Origin of the sequence: Umezawaea sp. Da 62-37, from assembly GCF_032460545.1 — a bacterium.
GTDB lineage: Bacteria > Actinomycetota > Actinomycetes > Mycobacteriales > Pseudonocardiaceae > Umezawaea.
Genome location: NZ_CP135965.1, coordinates 9,698,814 through 9,716,339 on the forward strand (window position 1 = coordinate 9,698,814; position 17,526 = coordinate 9,716,339).

The 17,526-nt window shown below is 67.3% G+C and carries 16 protein-coding genes and 1 pseudogene; 15 read left to right on the plus strand and 2 right to left on the minus strand.

Annotated elements, in window-relative coordinates:
• Positions 1-77: 77 nt before the first annotated feature.
• A complete protein-coding gene (locus tag RM788_RS43840; RefSeq protein WP_399341947.1) occupies positions 78-620 on the minus strand; it encodes a YdcF family protein in 543 nt (180 codons plus the stop codon).
• 164 nt (positions 621-784) lie between these two features.
• A complete protein-coding gene (locus RM788_RS43845) occupies positions 785-1,843 on the minus strand; it encodes a helix-turn-helix domain-containing protein (protein ID WP_315926450.1) in 1,059 nt (352 codons plus the stop codon).
• A gap of 283 nt (positions 1,844-2,126) precedes the next feature.
• On the opposite strand from RM788_RS43845, the gene RM788_RS43850 reads away from it, so the two are divergent.
• The 15 genes and pseudogenes from RM788_RS43850 to RM788_RS43915 all read left to right on the plus strand — a co-directional run bounded on the left by RM788_RS43850 (position 2,127) and on the right by RM788_RS43915 (position 17,523).
• Positions 2,127-2,555, plus strand: a complete 429-nt coding sequence (locus tag RM788_RS43850) for a hypothetical protein (protein WP_315926452.1) — start codon at positions 2,127-2,129, stop codon at positions 2,553-2,555.
• A 170-nt stretch (positions 2,556-2,725) separates the two neighbouring features.
• Positions 2,726-4,486 (plus strand): sensor histidine kinase, encoded by a 1,761-nt coding sequence (locus RM788_RS43855; protein ID WP_315926454.1) that lies wholly within the window; start codon positions 2,726-2,728, stop codon positions 4,484-4,486.
• On the plus strand, positions 4,483-4,905 hold the full coding sequence (locus RM788_RS43860; RefSeq protein WP_315926456.1) for a roadblock/LC7 domain-containing protein: 423 nt from the start codon (positions 4,483-4,485) through the stop codon (positions 4,903-4,905). Before RM788_RS43855 ends, RM788_RS43860 begins: the two co-directional genes overlap by 4 nt.
• A 59-nt stretch (positions 4,906-4,964) precedes the next feature.
• Entirely contained in the window at positions 4,965-5,267 is a 303-nt protein-coding gene (locus tag RM788_RS43865; RefSeq protein ID WP_315926458.1) for a DUF742 domain-containing protein, read from the plus strand.
• On the plus strand, positions 5,248-5,847 hold the full coding sequence (locus tag RM788_RS43870; RefSeq protein WP_315926460.1) for a GTP-binding protein: 600 nt from the start codon (positions 5,248-5,250) through the stop codon (positions 5,845-5,847). Before RM788_RS43865 ends, RM788_RS43870 begins: the two co-directional genes overlap by 20 nt.
• The gene (locus tag RM788_RS43875; RefSeq protein WP_315926462.1) at positions 5,844-7,091 is read left to right on the plus strand and encodes a cytochrome P450 family protein; all 1,248 of its coding nucleotides are present in this window, start codon (positions 5,844-5,846) and stop codon (positions 7,089-7,091) included. Before RM788_RS43870 ends, RM788_RS43875 begins: the two co-directional genes overlap by 4 nt.
• The gene (locus tag RM788_RS43880; protein ID WP_315926464.1) at positions 7,088-8,323 is read left to right on the plus strand and encodes a cytochrome P450 family protein; all 1,236 of its coding nucleotides are present in this window, start codon (positions 7,088-7,090) and stop codon (positions 8,321-8,323) included. The genes RM788_RS43875 and RM788_RS43880 overlap by 4 nt, the downstream gene beginning before the upstream one ends.
• A 128-nt stretch (positions 8,324-8,451) precedes the next feature.
• A complete protein-coding gene (locus RM788_RS43885) occupies positions 8,452-9,795 on the plus strand; it encodes an SAM-dependent methyltransferase (protein ID WP_315926466.1) in 1,344 nt (447 codons plus the stop codon).
• Complete coding sequence (locus RM788_RS43890; protein ID WP_315926468.1) at positions 9,792-10,619, plus strand: SAM-dependent methyltransferase; 828 nt, start codon at positions 9,792-9,794, stop codon at positions 10,617-10,619. Before RM788_RS43885 ends, RM788_RS43890 begins: the two co-directional genes overlap by 4 nt.
• 2 nt (positions 10,620-10,621) lie before the next feature.
• Positions 10,622-12,931: an NB-ARC domain-containing protein gene (locus RM788_RS43895; protein WP_315926470.1), complete on the plus strand. Its 2,310-nt coding sequence runs from the start codon at positions 10,622-10,624 to the stop codon at positions 12,929-12,931.
• Positions 12,918-13,589 (plus strand): DUF3558 family protein, encoded by a 672-nt coding sequence (locus RM788_RS43900; RefSeq protein ID WP_315926472.1) that lies wholly within the window; start codon positions 12,918-12,920, stop codon positions 13,587-13,589. Before RM788_RS43895 ends, RM788_RS43900 begins: the two co-directional genes overlap by 14 nt.
• Positions 13,590-13,970: 381 nt before the next feature.
• Positions 13,971-16,121, plus strand: coding sequence for a helix-turn-helix domain-containing protein (locus RM788_RS43905; protein ID WP_315926474.1), 2,151 nt, complete (start codon positions 13,971-13,973; stop codon positions 16,119-16,121).
• Positions 16,122-16,330: 209 nt separating this feature from the next.
• Positions 16,331-16,681, plus strand: a complete 351-nt coding sequence (locus tag RM788_RS53195; RefSeq protein ID WP_399341957.1) for a helix-turn-helix domain-containing protein — start codon at positions 16,331-16,333, stop codon at positions 16,679-16,681.
• Positions 16,585-17,049, plus strand: a pseudogene (locus RM788_RS43910) (helix-turn-helix domain-containing protein); the annotation flags it as partial. The gene RM788_RS53195 and the pseudogene RM788_RS43910, both read left to right, overlap by 97 nt.
• 21 nt (positions 17,050-17,070) lie before the next feature.
• Positions 17,071-17,523 (plus strand): helix-turn-helix domain-containing protein, encoded by a 453-nt coding sequence (locus RM788_RS43915; protein WP_315934997.1) that lies wholly within the window; start codon positions 17,071-17,073, stop codon positions 17,521-17,523.
• The last annotated feature ends 3 nt before the right edge of the window (positions 17,524-17,526 follow it).

Genomic DNA, 17,526 nt, shown 5'->3' on the forward strand with positions numbered 1-17,526 from the left:
CCAACTGTTAACGTGCGCTAAGTGGAACTGTTATGCTTACCGACGAAAATTAGGCGCCTCAACGAAAAGCTTTACTCTTATTTCGGCAAAGCTAGCAGTCGATTGTCAAATCCATCTTGCAGCAAACGGCAGTATGAATCACCCACTTTTGCGGGTATTTCCTGTTCGGTTGCGAATCCAAGCTTTGGGTATTCCATGATCCGCTGGAGGTCGCCTACGAGTTCATCGATGACCAACTTTTCGTTGCCGATAGTCTTGACATACTCGACGTAGGTCAAAGGTGCAGATGCGCATACAATTGGAATCTCAGGCCACTGCTTTGAGCAAGTTGCAAAAGCGCGTCGCTCCATATATCGCATCGAGATCAACATCAGTGAATTTACTACAACGCCAGCCGTTTCAAGTGCTTTTCGGGATAGTTTGATATTTTGTCCGGTGTTGGTTGCCATAGGCTCGATAAGAATTGCAGACTCAGGTAGGCCAAGGTTCAGGGCGTGCTCACGGTAGTGGATCGCCTCGCCGCGTGGAAACCGGTCGACCGTGACGGCGCTGGTTGCCCCAGAAAACACCACAACTGGAAATAGATGTTTGCGAAAAAGCTCTACTGCTTGTGTGGCCACGCCAATGTCATAACTCCCTAGTGCAATAGCGGCCGAGCAAGGCTGTGGAGTATGACGCATCCGATGATATTCCCATATGACTTCAGCGTCGCGGCGTTGTGTTTCTGTCGCAACGTGGTCACTGCTGACAGGCAAAACTATGCTCCTAAGTTTTTGCTAAGCAATTAGTGGGCTTGCTCGGCAGATTGTGTGATTGTTTTAATACTTGCTGCCTGGTGCATCAGGCCGTGCTTTTGTGCAACTTGTAGTGATTTTTTCAGTCTTGAAATACCCTCGTCTTGGGTGGCGATGTCGCTGAGTAGAAGATGGCCTTGAGCGGTATTAAGTCGTACTCGTTGCATCGGCGAATCCCCGCAGGGATTTTCGACGGCAATATTCATGTAGTGGTATGCTTTAGTGAGGTCGCCTAGGGCTCGATAAGCCAATGCTACCTTTTGATGGGCAAGTGACCAGTCCTCTGATTCGCCCATGCTGTCGAACATGTTGATGGTTGGAACCATTTGTCGGACGGCATCATGGTTTTTGCCATCTTTGCTAAGTGTGGTACCTATCCAGAGTTGGGCTCGTGCTCGATCGCGATTGCTCAGTCGCTGGTCGACTGAGAGATTCTTATAATAACGGATAGCGATGGCAAGATTTCCAGACATTTCGGTGATTACTGCGAGTTGAAGTTCGGTTTGCGCAATTCGGCGCGAGGTGCCTAGAAAAGAATAAATGTGCTGCGCCTGACTGTATGCAAACCTTGCGGAGCGCGGACCGTCTAGAATTCCTTCGTCACACCGAAGGTCACCGAGAAGTGTCAGAGTGCGGGCGTGCAGGCGCAGTTGATCGGGGGATAGGTCGAGACTGTCGAGTTTGACCAACCATTTGTCAAGCAGTCTGGTGGCCAGGCGGAATTCCTGGTGGCTAAGGCATATCAGTACTCGATCGAGATCCTCTTCCCAGGTGTCGACGTCAATTGTTGTGCACCATTCAAAATGGTCGTCAAGTTCGCTAAGTATTGCTGCAAACCGGACGCGAGTCTGAGTATCAGCTCGGGCTAGAGCTGCGTCCAGCATGGCCTGCGTGTCTGGACGCAAGTGAACTACTGAGCCTCGCGCCTCCCACTTGGACACGGTTCTGGTGGCAACCCCGAGGTAGGCAGCGAACGCGCGCACGCTCAGTCGCAGCGCGCGGCGCAGCGCGCGGGTCTCCTGGGGTCCCCACTTGCGCACGATCGCCACCTAGGTCGCTCCTTCCGTCACTGTAGATCAAACCATCCTTCCGCAGTTGGTGCATCGAAAGTGCGACAAGAGTTCCACACTAGGTCATTTCCAGAGGCAGCATTAACACGACAAGCTCATCGCAAGGAGAGTAAGTAGGCGCCGCACAGCCTCGCATCAGTCGGTTGCCCTACTCCGACACGGTCACGGTGATCGTGCCGAGCGAGTGACGTCACTCCGCCCAGTACGAGTACCGGCTGTCCCGAAACGTCGATGCAGTCACATCGCACTGGCTATTCCGAACATGAAAGAGGTATGGAAGGCCGCAGTGAACCCAGTTCCCAATAACCTCCTCAGCGATGCACGGAAACGGTTGCCGTCGCCGAATCAACCCAACCGGGCCCTGTCACGCCAGGAGTTGGCCGAGGCGCTCAATGTCTACATGCTGCGACGCGACCTGACAGCGCCATCGGTGGACCTACGCAGCATCGGCAAGTACGAAAGGGGTGTGAACCGGTGGCCACGGCCTCTAGTGCGTGAGGCCATGCGCAGCGTGTTAAAGGTGGAAACCGACGAAGCGCTAGGTTTTCACCGAGGCGACCGCACGCCAACGACACCTGTCATCGGCTCGGAACCTGCGCCGTTGCTCTCGTCCCATCACGCCGCTCGGTTCTGCATGCTGCCGTTGCAGAACGAGCTCGTGCTCGTCATCGACCGGCGACGAATGCGCTGAGCGGTACACCACGTGGCGCCGGACCCACCACGACAAACCTCGCCGCCGCGCTGCGCCCTTCGCCGCTCTCGGCGCGAGTTGTCGCACTGCCATTTCGAAGCGACCCGACTTCACCCACCCTTGCTTGAAAGCGCACTGTCGATCATGGGGATCAGATGGATTTATCAGCCGTGCTGCTCATCATTCTTGCCGTCGGCGTCGTCGCCCTGGGCGCCGTCGCCTATCGAGGCCGAGTCGCGACCCGCAAGGTGCGGCGGCACCTGAGGCTGCTGCGTGACGGGATCCAGGACATCGTCGACGAACACATCCCTGCGCTGTACCGGAGCGTCGACGGCAGCGAGGTCGCGGTGCCGCAACTGGCCGACAGCACGCCGAGAATGTGGTTGGCCGAGGTGGCGGCGCAGTTGAAAGGTGCGGGGGAGTTGACGGGGGAGAAGCTGGCCCTGGCCGAGCGTCGTTGGACCGACGCGGAGAACAGTGAGCGACAGGCCATCAGCACGGTGGTCCGGTTGCAGGCGACGGTCGAGGCGTGCCGGGTCAGCTTGTGGAACCTCGTTGGCCTCCGTGTGCCCGCCCTCGTCGCAGCGTTTCTGGATGAGCGCGTCGAGATTCCCCGAGTGCCTGATATTGACATCCCCACTTGGTGCAAATACGTCGACGGAGTCTTGCAGAGCGCGCAAAGCATGGCTTCCCGACACCGCCGATCCACCGATGAGCACCACACCGCAATGGTGAGGCAGATTCGGGACCTCACGCACACGAACGAGCGCCTCGCAGAGGAACGGGCCCTTCGCGAGGAAGAGTTGCTGCACCTGGTGAAGGCCCGTCTTCCCGCTGTGATCGAGTCCGCCTTTGACGCGGACGTCGACGATCCGGGATGCCTGCACTCTCGTCTGGCCGGCACCGGTTTTGAGGACCTCCTCGAGGAAGTCCTCACCCTGGTCCTTTCCGCGGATCTCCAGGCCGAGTTCCGCGCTGACGACCGCGCGAAATCGGTGGTCCAGGCGGTGATGCGGGTCGTGCGCGCTCAGCTCGGGGAATTGGAAGTCGCCATCACCGACATGCAGAACGAGCACGACGCCCCCGCCGTACTGGGTGGCCTGCTGCGGATCGACCACGCGAACTCCCAGATGCTGCGTCGTAGCCAGGCCATCGCCATGGTGTGCGGGGCGACCTCGGGCACGCAGCGCACCGACACCACACTCAGCGACGTACTGCGTGGTGCGGTGTCCCGTATCCGGGACTACCCGCGCATCAGGATCGGCTCGACCGCCGAGGGCATCCTGGTCGGGCACCGGGTCGAACAAGTGGTGTTGGCCGTGGCGGAGCTGCTGGACAACGCCGCACGGCACTCGACCGGGGCAGCGGTCCACGTCAGCACCCAGCCCGCCCACAATGGGATCTCGATCATCATCGACGACGCCGGGATCGGTATGAGCCCCGACGCCGTCGAGCGTGCCAACGACCTGCTCTCCGGCACCCGTCCGGTACGGATCCGTTCGCTCGGTGACCCGCCCCGGATCGGGTTGGCCGCGTGCTCGGTCCTCGTGGCCGCCCACGGGTTCCGGGTGAACCTGGCTGCCACGTCGCCCTACGGCGGTATGCGGGCGGTGCTGTTCCTGCCTCGTGAGCTCCTCGTTCCCGCAGCACAAGCACGGCACGGGGTGCCCCGCCCCGCCGTCGAGCAGCCACCGGCCCAGGTCGACCGGGCCGCAACCTCGGCACCGGCATCGGTACCGCCTGCGACCACCGCTCACGGCCTTCCGATACGCCCACCACGCCACGCCGTCCTCCCGGCGGCACCTCCCGCGGAGGCACCGTTGCCGCACCGCGACCCGGAGGAGCTGAAGCGATCCGCCGCCGCTCTCGGGGCCTGGCAACAGTCCTTCGACGTCGACCGTCGCACCCCGCATGAGAGGAACCCGTCATGACCAACGCATTTCCCGAAGTGACAGGCAACAGGCTCGGTCCGTGGCTCGACGACACGCTCGACAACGTGCCCCACGCCCGTTTCGCCGTGTTGGGCACCATGGATGGTTTGCTGATGGCACGCTCGCTCGCCATCGACACCGACAGCGCCGACAAGCTCACCGCGGCGGCGACCGGGTCGGTGTCCCTGGCCAGGGCCCAGGCCCGCGACATGCAGTTGGGGCCGTGGGTGCAAAGTATCTCCGAGTTCGACGGCCACTACCTGGTGATGGTCAGCGCGGGTGCCAACGCCTTCCTCGCCGCGGTGGCGGGCAAGGACGTCGACATGGGTGTGCTGAGCTTCGCGCTGCAGACCCTGGTCTCCAGGCTCGGGTCCGAACTCGACAGTCCATCCCGGACGGACACGGTCCCCGCGACATGAGCGAGGCCGGGAGCCGCAGAGCGTTGGTGCGACCACACCTGATACTCGGTGGGCGTGGTGTGCCCCGCCACGATGTGTTCGGCGACATCAGCATCGTCCGCGTCCACGAGGACGCCCTGCACCGCGACGACATCGTGCTGTTGGCCCCCGAACCCCGCCGTGTCCTGAGCCTGTGCCGGTTCGGTGGTTTGTCGGTCGCCGAGATCGCGGCTCACCTGCGGCTCCCGGTCACCGCGGTCAAGGTGCTGCTGTGCGACCTGCTCGACAGCGGCCACATCATCGCCATCGAACCGATCACCCCGATGCCCCGCGTCAGCCCCGACATCCTGGAAAGGGTCCTGCATGGACTCCGCCGCCTCTGAGACGGCTGTGGTGTACCTGCCCGACACGGTCCGGTACGCGGTGAAGATCCTCATCACCGGGCACTTCGGGGTCGGCAAGACCACCATGGTCGGCTCCCTGTCGGAAGTCGCACCGCTGCACACCGAGGAAACCCTGTCGCAGGCAGGGCAACCCATCGACGACCTCACCGGAGTGGCGGGCAAGGCCACCACGACCGTCGCGATCGACTTCGGCCGCCTCACCCTGACCGACACTCTCGTGCTGTACCTGTTCGGCACCCCCGGCCAGCCACGCTTCACCGACCTGTGGCACACCCTGGCCCACGGCGCCATGGGCACGGTGGTGCTGGTCGACGCCCGACGACTCGACCAGTCCTTCCCGTTGCTGGACCGGGTCGAGGACCTCGGCCTGCCCTACGCGGTGGCGGCCAACACCTTCGACGGCGCACCGCGACACGACCTGCACGAACTACGGCGGGCGCTCGCACTGTCGGCGGACACCCCCCTAGTCGACTGCGACGTCCGCGACCGCCAATCCTGCGCCCACGCGGTGATCGCCCTGGTCGAACATCTCCTCGTCCGCCACCCGGAGCACCCATGAACGACAACCTCCCGCCGCTGACCGGTGTGCTGCGACCACAACCGCCACACCCCCTCCCCGCCTTGTATACCGAGGAGTTCGCCGCCGACCCGCACACCGTCTACACCGAACTACGCCGGCACGGGCCCGCGGCACCGGTCGAGATCGCCCCCGGCGTACCCGCGATGCTGGTGACCGGCTACCGCGCCGCGCTGCGGGTACTGCAGGACCCGGCGACCTTCCGCAAAGACCCACGCCCCTGGCAGGACACCCTCCCTGCGGGCTGCCCCATCACACCGGTGGTGCAGTGGCGCAAGAACGCCCTGTTCGCCGACGGCGCCGACCACGCCCGGCTGCGCGCCGCGGTGAGCACCAGCCTGCTCGGGGTCGACCTGATGGTGCTGCGTACCCAGGTCGTCCGGATCGCCGACACTCTCATCGCCGGATTCGCCGCCTCCGGACACGCGGACCTGCTGCACGACTACGCCAAACCCCTCGCGCTCGCCGTGTTCACCCGCCTGTTCGGGTGCCCCCAGGCCCTGGGGGAGCAGTTGATGGTCGACACCCAGGCCATCTTCGACGGCACCGACCCCGCCCACGCCAACACACGGTTGACCCGAACGCTGTCGCACCTGATCGACCTCAAAGGACGGCGCCCCGGCCACGACGTGGTGACCCGCCTGATGCAGCACCCCGCACACCTGTCCGGGCAGGAACTGGAAGCCAACCTGCTGGTGATGATGGGCGCCGGATCCGAACCCGAGGCCAACCTCATCGGCAACACCGTCTACCGGCTGCTCACCGGCGCCGCCGTGGCCGGTGACCTCGCCGAAGGCACCACCTCGGTCGACGACGCACTCGACGACGTCCTCTGGTCGGACCCGTCGATGTCCAACTACAGCCTCGTGTTCCCCGTCCGCGACGTCGACCTCGACGGCATTGTCCTGCCCGCCGGGCAACCGGTCCTGATCAGCTTCGCCGCGGCCAACACCGACCCCGCCCTGCCGCCAGAGCACCGAAACCGCGCCCATCTGGCGTTCAGCGCCGGCAACCACGCGTGTCCGGCCCAGCAGATGGCACGCCTGATCGCCTCCGCCGCCATCGACACCCTGCTCGACCGCCTCCCCGGCGTGCGCCTGGACCCCGACACCGGACCCCCACGGTGGCGCGCGGCCCCGTTCACCCGCGGATTACACGACCTGCCCGCGGTTTTCCCTCCACCGGTGCGGACGCCCGCACTCAGCACGTCAGGAGTCGCTTCGTGACCGCCAGCCCCGACACCGCCTACCTCCTGGACCCCACGGGCAGCGACCACGACGGCGAAGCCGCGGCACTGCGGGCCCGTGGCCCGATCACGCGCGCGGAAACCCCCGGCGGCATCGTCGTCTGGGTCGCCACCGACCCGGCCCTGATCAGGCTCCTGGTCAACCACCCGCTGGTGTCCAAGAACCCCCGCGAGCACTGGCCGCTGTTCCGCGACGGGCACGTGGCGCCGACCTGGCCATTGGCGAGCTTCGTGTACTCGCAGAACATGTTCACCACCGACGCCGCCGAGCACCGCAGGCTGCGATCCCTGGTCGCGCCCGCGTTCACCGCCACGCAGGTCAGGGCGATGCGGCCGCGGATCGAACAGGTCGTGCACACCACGCTGGACGCCCTGGCCACCCGCCACGGCTCCGACCCGGTGGACTTGCGCGAACACTTCACCCACCCGGTCCCGCTGGAGATCATCAGCACCCTGCTGGGCATACCCGCCCACGCCCGCCCCGACCTGCGCACCGCGGTCGAGGGCATCTTCGCCACCGCCGCGACCACGCAACAACGCCACACCAGCCAGCAGACCATGCAGGACACCCTGCGCGCGGTCATCGACCTCAAACGCCGAAACCCGGCACAGGACGTGATCAGCTCCCTGATCACCGCCCACGACGACACCACCGACTCCCGCCTGAGCGACACCGAACTCATCGACACCCTGCTGCTGCTCATCGGCGCCGGACACGAGACCACCACCACCCTGCTCGGCAACGCCACCGTCGCGCTGCTGACCCACCCCGACCAGCGAGCGCACCTGCTCGAAGGCCGCGTCGGCTGGTCCCAGGTCATCGAGGAAACCCTGCGCTGGCACGCCCCCATCGCCAACGTGCCGCTCTACCTGGTCACCGCTGACCTCGATTTGGGCGGCGGCATCCGCTTCCGGGCAGGTGATGCGGTGATGCACAACATCGCCGCCGCCAACCGCGACCCCGGCACCTACGACGACGCGGACCGCTTCGACATCACCCGCCCCCGCAACGACCAGCACCTGGCCTTCGGACACGGCCCGCACTTCTGCCTCGGCGCACCCTTGGCCCGACTGGAAGCCAGCGTGGCGCTGCCCGCCCTGTTCACCCGGTTCCCCGAACTCGCCTTGGCGGTGTCCCCGCAGGACCTTCGACCGCAAGCCTCACTGATCGCCCACGGCTACCAGACACTTCCGGTGCACCTGCGGATCTGACGCCCCAACGCGGCCGACAACCGCCCGACACCCCTCCGTCGCCGGCAGGCTGCGCCGCCCCGTCGAACCAGAACACCACCGCAGCGCCCCCTGGGCAGCCCGATGAGCTTGAGCAGGAAGACGAACCGATGGACGACCACTTCCCCACCCGCGACGGCCTGGCCGTGGACCTCGACCGGCCCAGCGCCGCACGGATCTACGACTACCTGCTCGGCGGCGGACACAACTTCGCCGCCGACCGCACCGTGGCCAACGCACTACGGCAACGAGTGCCCCACGTCGAGCACGCGGCCCAGGCCAACCGATCCTTCCTGCGTCGAGCCGTGCTCCACCTCATCGACCGCGGCATCCGACAGTTCCTCGACCTGGGGGCGGGCATCCCCACCGTCGGCAACGTCCACGACATCGCCTACCTGCACGACCCGCGCTGCGCCGTCGTCTACATCGACAACGACCCCATCGCCGTCGCCCACAGCCACCTCCTGCTCAAAGGCCTGCCCACCGCCGCCGCGGTCAAAGCCGACCTGCGCGACGTCGACAAGGTCCTGGACCACCCGACAGTCCAGGCCCGGATCGACTTCGACCGGCCCGTGGCCGTGCTCCTGTGTGCCGTCCTGCACTTCCTCCACGACGATGACGACCCCGCGGGCATCGTCGCGCGCTACGTCGACCGGCTCGCCCCCGGAAGCTTCGTGGCCATCTCCCACGCGACCGCGGACGACCACCCCGACCCGGTCAGACGGGCCACCGACACCTACCGGGACGACGGCATCGCGCTGAACGCCCGCACGAAGGCAGACGTGACAGCACTGTTCACCGGCCTGCGCCTCACCACCCCCGGTGTGGTGCACACCAGCCAGTGGCGACCCGAAACCGTCCACGACATCGACGATCCGACCCGGTGCCTGGGCTACGCCGGAGTCGCGACCCTCAGCCCAGGCCCGTCCTGGCACACACCCCAGCGCACACCCGTCCCTTCGCGAAAGACGACCGACTCCGCGACGACCGCGACGACGGCTGCTGGCGACGGGCTCGACCGTGCCGCCCAGCACCCGCCCCCACTGCCGGGCACCCAACCCGTCACCCGATTCCCCTCTCCGATGCCGGACACCGTGCTCGCGCCACCCGCCGCCAGTCCCACCATCGGCGACCTCCGCACACCCGCAGACCACGCGCGCCAAGTGCCCGCCGGACTCGCCACACCCGGCCTGCCGACCCATCACCCGACCACGGCCGTACCCGACGAGGCACCGGCCGACCCGTGCCGGCTCATCAACGGGCCGGCCGGGATCACGCTGGCCGCGGTCACGACCACTGCCCACCGGGCGACAACGGGATCCTCTCCCGCCCCGGTACGGCCATCGGCCGCGACCACCCAGAAAACCACCGGCCAGCCGATCACCGGCCCGACCTCCCGGCACCCGACCACGCCCGCGCGGCAGTGCCCGGCCGCGGGGAGGTCGGCCCGGTGATCACACCACCGATGCGGCCGTCGGCGCCGAGCCGGGCCAGGATCACCGACTACCTGCTGGGCTCGACACACAACCTCGGGATCGACCGCGCTGTCATCGACGTCCTGCTGCAGTGCCTGCCCGCACGACACAGACCCGCCGTCCTGGCCGGTCTGCGCCGGCACGCCCGCGCCATGCGGATGTTCCTGGCCCGCGCCACCCATGCCTGCATCACCGAGCACAGGCTCACCCAGGTCATCGACCTGGGAACCATGATCCCCGCCACGCCGGGCACACACGCCCTGGCGCGGGCACTCGACCCCACCACACGGGTGGCCTACGTGGTCGACAACTCCCACGACATGGCCGTGGCCCACCGACTCCTGGCCGGAACCGACCACATCGTGGTGGCCAGTTCCGGCTTCAAACCCCTGGCGACGTGGTCGCTGCTCACCGGCGACGGCGGACTCGACCCGCAACGGCCGGTCGTGTTGCTGGCCGTGGACGTCCTGGACCAACTCCGCACCGCCGAGCAGGTCCGCGACGTCCTGGCCGATTGGCGGACCTGCCTGCCCGTGGGATCGGTACTGGTGATCAGCCACCTCACCGACGACCGGCTGCCCGCCGCCGACGCCGCGACCGCGGCCGGGATGCGGACGGTCTACCGCGACCGGGTGCGCAAAACACTGACCGCCCGCTCCCACGAGGAGGTGACCGGCCTGCTGGCCGCGGCCGGGATCCGGTTGTCCACGCCACTGGTGATGGCACACCACTGGCGCCCGATCGACCCGGACGCGCCCGACACCCGATCGTGGGTAGGCATCGCCACGGTGGGGGAGGCCTGAGGATGTCGCCCGCCCGCACCCCACCCGCACCCGGCCGCCCCGTACAGGGCGGCGGCACACCGAGAAACATCGACCCGGTGCCCGCGGGGATCACGAACACCCTGTCGGGCACCGCCCACGGGCCGGTGATCCAGGCGAGCCGCATCGACACGGTCACCGTGCACCACAACCACCACTCCGCGGCGCCGGTGATCCCGTGGCAGCTGCCATTGGCCGTACGCACACTGGTCAACCGGGTCGACACCCGAGCGAGCCTGGACCGGGCCCTGCTGGGGGAGGACGAGCACCACACCGGTACCCGCCCGGCCGGTACCCCAGTGGTGGTCGTCCTGCACGGCCCCGCCGGGGTCGGCACCACCGCGCTGGCCGTGCGGTGGCTGCACGATCACGCGGACCGCTACCCCGACGGCGCCCTCTACGCACACCTCGGCGACCGGCCCGTGCTCGGAGTGTCCGATCCGGAACCGGTGGTCACCGGATGGTTGCTCGACCTCGGCGTGCAGGCCGTGGACCTGCCGCCCACCCCCGATCAAAGGCTGGCCCGCTACCGCAGCCTGACCCGCACACGGGCACTGACGGTGCTACTCGACGACGTCCGCGACACGACGCACGTGGTGCCGCTGCTCCCGACCGGTCCGGAATGCGTCGTAGTGGTCACCGCACGCACCCCGCTCAGCAGCCTGAGGCAGTTCGGCGCACACCTGCTGCACGTGAGCCCGCTGAATGCACAGCACTCCCTGGCAATCCTGAGCGAGATCACCGGCGCCGACCGGATCGATGACGCCCCCGAAGCCGCCACCAGCCTGGTCCGAGCGTGCGGCGGGATACCGCGCGCCCTCATCGCCCTGGCCGGGATCGCCGCCTCCGACCCCACCCTGCCGCTGACCGCGCTGGCCACTCGATACCAACACCGTCCGTCGACCACCTCCACCTCGCCGGGAGATTCCACCGTGCTCCATGCCCTGGCCCAGGCCCGCGACGGGCTCCGACCACCGGAACGCCGACTGTTCGGCATCCTCGCCGCCCTGCCCCACCGCGAGTACGACCTGGCCACCATCGAGACGGCAGCCCTCACCGACCTCCACCCCGAACCGCACGACGCCTCCCCGGCGTCCGTCCGGTCACCGGGGGAGCGGGCAGGTGACATCACCGACATGCTCAACCAATTGGGCCAAGCCGGTCTGCTCACGTCTCACCCGGTCTCCGACGCCGTCGGTTTGGACGGCACCATCTCGGGCGCGCGATGGGCCATGGACCATCTGGCTCGCGATACCGGCCGCACCCCTACCCGCGTCGAGGACGGGCAGGAACGGGCAGCCGCGGTGGTGCGCGTGGCCGACCTGGTGTGGCGGGTGCTGCACGATGCCGACCGGGCCGTCACCGGCTACCGCCGCCACCCCCACCGACACCCCTCGGGTCCTCCCGGCCCGGAACTGTTCGGTGATCGCGGGCAGGCGTTGACCTGGCTGGAAACCCACGGCCGCACCGTCGGCGCCTACGCCTACACACTGGTCGACCTCGGCCAGCACGAACGCGCCTGGCACATGGTCGACGGCCTGTGGCCGCTGTTCTTACACCTGAAGCACTACGCCTGGCGCACCGACATGCACTCGTGCGGACTGGCCGCCGCACAGGCATGGGGCGACCCCGAGGCGCAGGCGGAAATGCGCAAACGTCTCGGCATGGACGCCCGCTCCGCCGGCCGCCACGACGACGCCGAACGCGAGTTCCATGCCGCCCTGGCCCTACGCGAAAGCCTGGCCGACCGGCGCGGCGTCGCCGATGTGCGGATGATGCTGGCCCGACTGCACATCGACATCGCCGAACACACCGACCACAGCGATGGTCATCCGCCGGCACAAGCCCGCCAGCGGCGAACGGAAGCCTTGAGGCGCGCCGAGCACGAACTGCTGCTCGCACTGCAGGTGTACCGCGACACCGGCGCACGACGCGAGCTCGCACTGACCCTGCACCTGCTCGGCGAACACGCCGGCACGCAGGGCGCACACGAAGAAGCGCTGGGCCTGTTGAAATCCGCCGCCACACGGTTCAACGCACTGACGAACCCCGACCCCTACAACGCCGCCCGCACCCACGCCGCCATCGGACGGACCTTCACCCGCCTCGGCCGATACCGGCTCGCCACACAGCACCTGACCGAGGCGTGGCAACGACTGCGAGAGCTCGGCTCAGCCGGCGAACAGGCCCGAGTCCTGACCTACCAAGCCGAACTCGCCGCCGCCACCGGCGACCTGGCAACCCACGACGCCTTGCTCGCCGAAGCCCAGGAGCGCCGCGATGCCCACAGCTGAGCAGTCGCCACCGGTATACCGCGGAACCCACCACCCAGACCCGGCACGCCCACGACACCGGACCGGTAAATGCCCTCCCCCAAGGCGGAAGCGGATCGCGGCGGGCACACGAGCCCTGCTCAGCCGCGGCACGATCGCACTCGCACTCGTCCTGTTCGGCTGCGGCACGGTGCTTCCGGGCTCACCGGTTCCCGCGAACATCACCACGACCACCGCCACACCCACCAGGATCACCACCCTGGACCTCACCGGCATCCAAGGCTGCCCGCTCGCGCGGACCGACTGGGACACGTTCTTCATCACCCAGGACGGGGAGATCACCACTCGCGACAAAGCACCGCGGGGTATGGACTGCGGATACGCCACCTCGGTCGGCTATTTCGGATTCCTGTTCAACGTCACCGACGGCGTCGACTACTGGACCCGCACCCCGGCCACCGAGACGATTGACCAAGTGGACCCGGTCGACGGGTTCCCGACCTTCCAACGCGCCAACGGCCTGGACAAGAATCGGTGCGACCTGATCCTCGACGTCGCCGACGGCCAAGCACTCGACGTCTACGCCAGCATCGACGCACGCTCGGTGAGCCGGTTACCTCCCAAGTGCGAGACCGCCCGCAGGCTCGCCGAGCGCGCACTCACCACGCTGAGGCCATGACATGAGGTCCACGGCACCCCGCGCACACCGCACGGCCCTCACAGCCGCCGCCGTCGACGACTGCGCGCACCGCCCCGGAAAGGCGCGTGCGGACAGCCGGTTCTCGCTGCGTGTGAACAAGCCTTTCCTTGATTCGCGCCGCACGGCGAACTCGTCGACGCCTCGCCCGCAACACAGACCCGCCCTGCCTTCATCCACAGTGGACTTGACTGATGTGGCTGTCGCGTCAGCATCGGGCCGGAGAACCGGAAGCCGAACCGGACAGGGAAATTCCGGCGTGAACAACGCTCCCGTCGATTCGCGCAAAGATGCCAGCGACGTGCCCATGTGCGCTTACCGCAGCACCGAGGTGACATCGCCACCCGGTCGGCGGTGGTCGACATGACCGACATGACGTCCAACGCGATGAACGGTCACGTCACGGGCACCCTGATCCAGGCGCGTGGCATCACCCTGCACCTGCCGCCGCCCCCGGCGCTGCCGGTTCCCGCGCAACTGCCCCGACCGGCGGCGCGACGCCCAGTCGACCGCGTCGTGGAGAGCGCCCGGTTGACCCGGTGGCACAGCACCGGGCAAGCGGATCTGGTGGTGGTCACCGGAGACGCCGGGATCGGCAAGACCACGCTGACCCTGTGGTGGGCCACAACCCAGGCCGACACCTTCGTCGACGGTCGGTTGCACGCCGACTTCGCCGCAGAACCCGACCTGACCGGCGAGGTGGTGCTGCGGCGCTGGCTACGCGCGCTGGGCATCGCGCCCACCGCGATCCCGTCGCACCCGGTCGAAGTGGCCGCGTTGTGGCGGTCGCTGACCCACGACCGGCACCTGTTGTTGGTCCTGGACGGCGCACACACCGCCGACCAGGTGCTGCCGTTGCTACCCGCCTCTCCACACGCCCTGACCCTGGTCACCACCCGCCACCACCTGCCCGAGCTGATCACCGCCGGCGCACGACCACTGCACCTGGGCGTACTGCCCTCGCACGCCGCCAGGGACCTGCTGGCCGCCTTCGCAGGCCAGACCCGTGCCGCCCGCGAACCCGAACACCTCCACCGGCTGGCCGCACTCTGCCAAGGCCACCCGCTCACCGCCGTGTTGCTCGGCGGCCACCTGGCGGCACACCCCGAACTGCCCATCGCCGCGGTGGTCGACCACGCCCACACCCTGACCGCCTTGTCCTGGAGCATCGCCATGCGCATGGCCGACCACGACCTACCGCCCGCCGACCGGGATCTTCTCGGCGTACTACGACACGTCGGTGGTCCCGGCCTGTCTGCCGATACGGTCGGGATGCTCGACCTGTCCGACCACGATGTCGACCGGGCCCTGCGACGGCTGGTCGATCGGGGTCTGCTCCAGCAGGTCACCGACCCGACCGGAGCGGTCCGCTATCCGGCTACTCCCGCGCCGGAAGCGGTCAACGACGACACACCGGTTGACCAGTCGGGTTCGAGCGGCGACTCGTCGCCCACTCTGTCCCAGCCCGTGACCCAGGCCCTCACCCGACTGGTCGCGCACTACGCCGGACTGATGTCCTCGATCGCCGAGACCTTGGAGCCGGGCAAACACGCCTACTCCCCGCTGCGACAGTCCGCGACCCCTTTCTCCGACCGCGGAGCCGCTCGCACGGTGTTCGACCGCGAGCACCGCACCGCCATGACCATGCTGCCGCTCGCCGTCGATCTGGGGCTGCCGGACTTCGCGTGGCAGCTCGGCGAGGCCCTGTGGATACCGCTGCGCTCCGGCAGGCACACCGAGGACGTCCTGACCTCCCAGACCCTGGCCGCCCATGCCGCCCACCACCTCGAGCACCCCTACGAATCCACCGCACTGGCACGCATCGCATGGGCACAAAGCTGGTTGGGCCGCCCCGCAGACGCCTTGGTGAATGTCGAACAGGCGACCGCCGTGGCTAGACACCACGATGACGACCGGGCGCTGGCCACCGCGCTGTCGGTCTGGGCACAGGCACTGATCGCCGACGACCAACTCGAGGCCGCGGTCGCCATGTTCGACCGCTGCATCGACCTCGACATCCGCACCGGCGCCCGGCCCTGGGTGCTCGGCCTGCGGTTGCGGCAGCAGGCCCCGGTGTTGAACAGCCTGGGACGCCCGGACCAAGCGTGCCGGGCCGCACGATTCGCGGTCGGGCTGATCCTCGGCGACCCACGCCCCCGCGGGTTCGAGGCGGCACGGGCGTTGATCGTGCACGCCGAGATCCTGCTCGACCTCGGCCTGGTCCAACTCGCCGACGACGCGTTGATCCACGCGGACACGCTCCTGGATCCCGACGCCGACCGCGTCCACCACGCCGACGTGCAAGCACTGCTGTGGCAGAGCGCCACCAGGCTGGGACATCCCGATGCCGAACAACACCGCGCCCGCGCTATCGCCGCCTACGACCTCGCGGGCCACCCCCAACGCGCCGCCGAGCTGCGGGAGCACCCCGACACCGCAGTACCCCCTGCCGTCGCCGGACACAGTGACCCGCCGCCATCCGACGGGAATCGCGAACAGGGGACCAGGCGATGATCCCGACCTCCGCAACCGGCACTGGAACAGAGCACGCTAGTGGTCTGGGCATCAGACGGTCGACACCGAGGTGGCCCGGCACTACGCCGCAGGCATCGGGCTGACCCACCTCGCCGCGGTCACCGGACAACCCGCCCGCCGGATAGCACGGATGATCGCCGCCACCGTGCACATGAACGTCCACCACAGACAGACGAAAGTCGAAGACGATGCCGATAGATCGATCCGCCATCCTGCTCCAGGGTCCCTCGCGTCAACTGTTGGCGGGTTGCCTTCGTGGGCGCTACGACGCCGGAGCCAGCATCCGCACCCTGACACGAGGGGTGGGCAGCTATGGGTTCGTCCGCGATTTGTTGGTCGAAGCCGAGACGGAATTCCGGCCCGGTGGCGAGATCTTGCGCAGGTTCGCACGCCGATCCGCCGAGGATGTGATCGCGGAGATGGTTGCCGGACATCCGTGCCCATGCCGTCTTCACTCCAAGAATCCTTGGCAGCTGCTCGCGGAGTTCGTGGACGAGAGGGCTCAGGCAGCCGCTCGGGAACTTCGGTGTGCCTCGTGACGCACCCCGAGCCGGACAGCCCTGTGCCCGCGTTCAAGCCGCACCAGCGTGTCACAGGTGAGCTGAGGGACGAGATATCCGCTGTCTTCGCGAGCCGGTACGCGGCCGGTGCCACCATTCGCGAACTTGCGCGCGAGTCCGGTCGATCGTTCGGGTTTGCCCTCAGGGTTCTGCACGACGCCGGGGTATCGATGCGGACACGTGGCGGAGCAGTGACACCGCGCTCCGCAGGCCGCGCGGACCTTGCCGCAGATTTGCGCAGAAAATATGAGGCCGGTGCAACTCTCGCATCACTCGCGACACCCGAGGTCGGCTCCCGAGGCCTCGTGAACAAACTCCTGCTCGAAGCGGGAACCACACTTCGCCGCCGAGGAGCACCGCGATCGCCCGTGGCCCAGGAAGGCGAGTTTCGGGACCGTTACGAGAAGGGTGAGGCGGTCGCGGCCATCGCGACGAGCGTCGGGAAGTCACGCAATTTCGTGAAGAACCGCATCGTGAAAGCCGGTGGCACATTGCGTCCGATGCTCTCACCAGAGCAACGCCGGAAGCTGGGCGCCCGGTTGCGAGCTGGATACGAGAAGGGAGCGACCATCGCCGAGCTGACCACACCGGACATCGGATCCGAATCCCAGGTTCGCAAGCTGCTCCACGAAGCGGGCACCACGATGCGCCCTCCCTCCAGACGCCGGAAGAAGACCGACCATTGCCCGACGTGTACCTGCGGTCAGCCGCAAGACTCAGGTGAGAGATCGGCGATCGAGGATTCCGATTCATCCGACGTCGCACCACAGCGCACACCCGTACAGGAAGGAGTTCCGGGTGAGTCCGCGGTTCGATCCTGACCG

Bases quoted from the DNA above. Each gene is read 5' to 3' on its own strand.
- RM788_RS43850 (WP_315926452.1), top strand. From the start codon at position 2,127: ATGAAAGAGGTATGGAAGGCCGCAGTGAACCCAGTTCCCAATAACCTC.
- RM788_RS43860 (WP_315926456.1), top strand. From the start codon at position 4,483: ATGACCAACGCATTTCCCGAAGTGACAGGCAACAGGCTCGGTCCGTGG.
- RM788_RS43870 (WP_315926460.1), top strand. From the start codon at position 5,248: ATGGACTCCGCCGCCTCTGAGACGGCTGTGGTGTACCTGCCCGACACG.
- RM788_RS43875 (WP_315926462.1), top strand. From the start codon at position 5,844: ATGAACGACAACCTCCCGCCGCTGACCGGTGTGCTGCGACCACAACCG.
- RM788_RS43885 (WP_315926466.1), top strand. From the start codon at position 8,452: ATGGACGACCACTTCCCCACCCGCGACGGCCTGGCCGTGGACCTCGAC.
- RM788_RS43895 (WP_315926470.1), top strand. From the start codon at position 10,622: ATGTCGCCCGCCCGCACCCCACCCGCACCCGGCCGCCCCGTACAGGGC.
- RM788_RS43900 (WP_315926472.1), top strand. From the start codon at position 12,918: ATGCCCACAGCTGAGCAGTCGCCACCGGTATACCGCGGAACCCACCAC.
- RM788_RS43905 (WP_315926474.1), top strand. From the start codon at position 13,971: ATGACCGACATGACGTCCAACGCGATGAACGGTCACGTCACGGGCACC.
- RM788_RS53195 (WP_399341957.1), top strand. From the start codon at position 16,331: ATGCCGATAGATCGATCCGCCATCCTGCTCCAGGGTCCCTCGCGTCAA.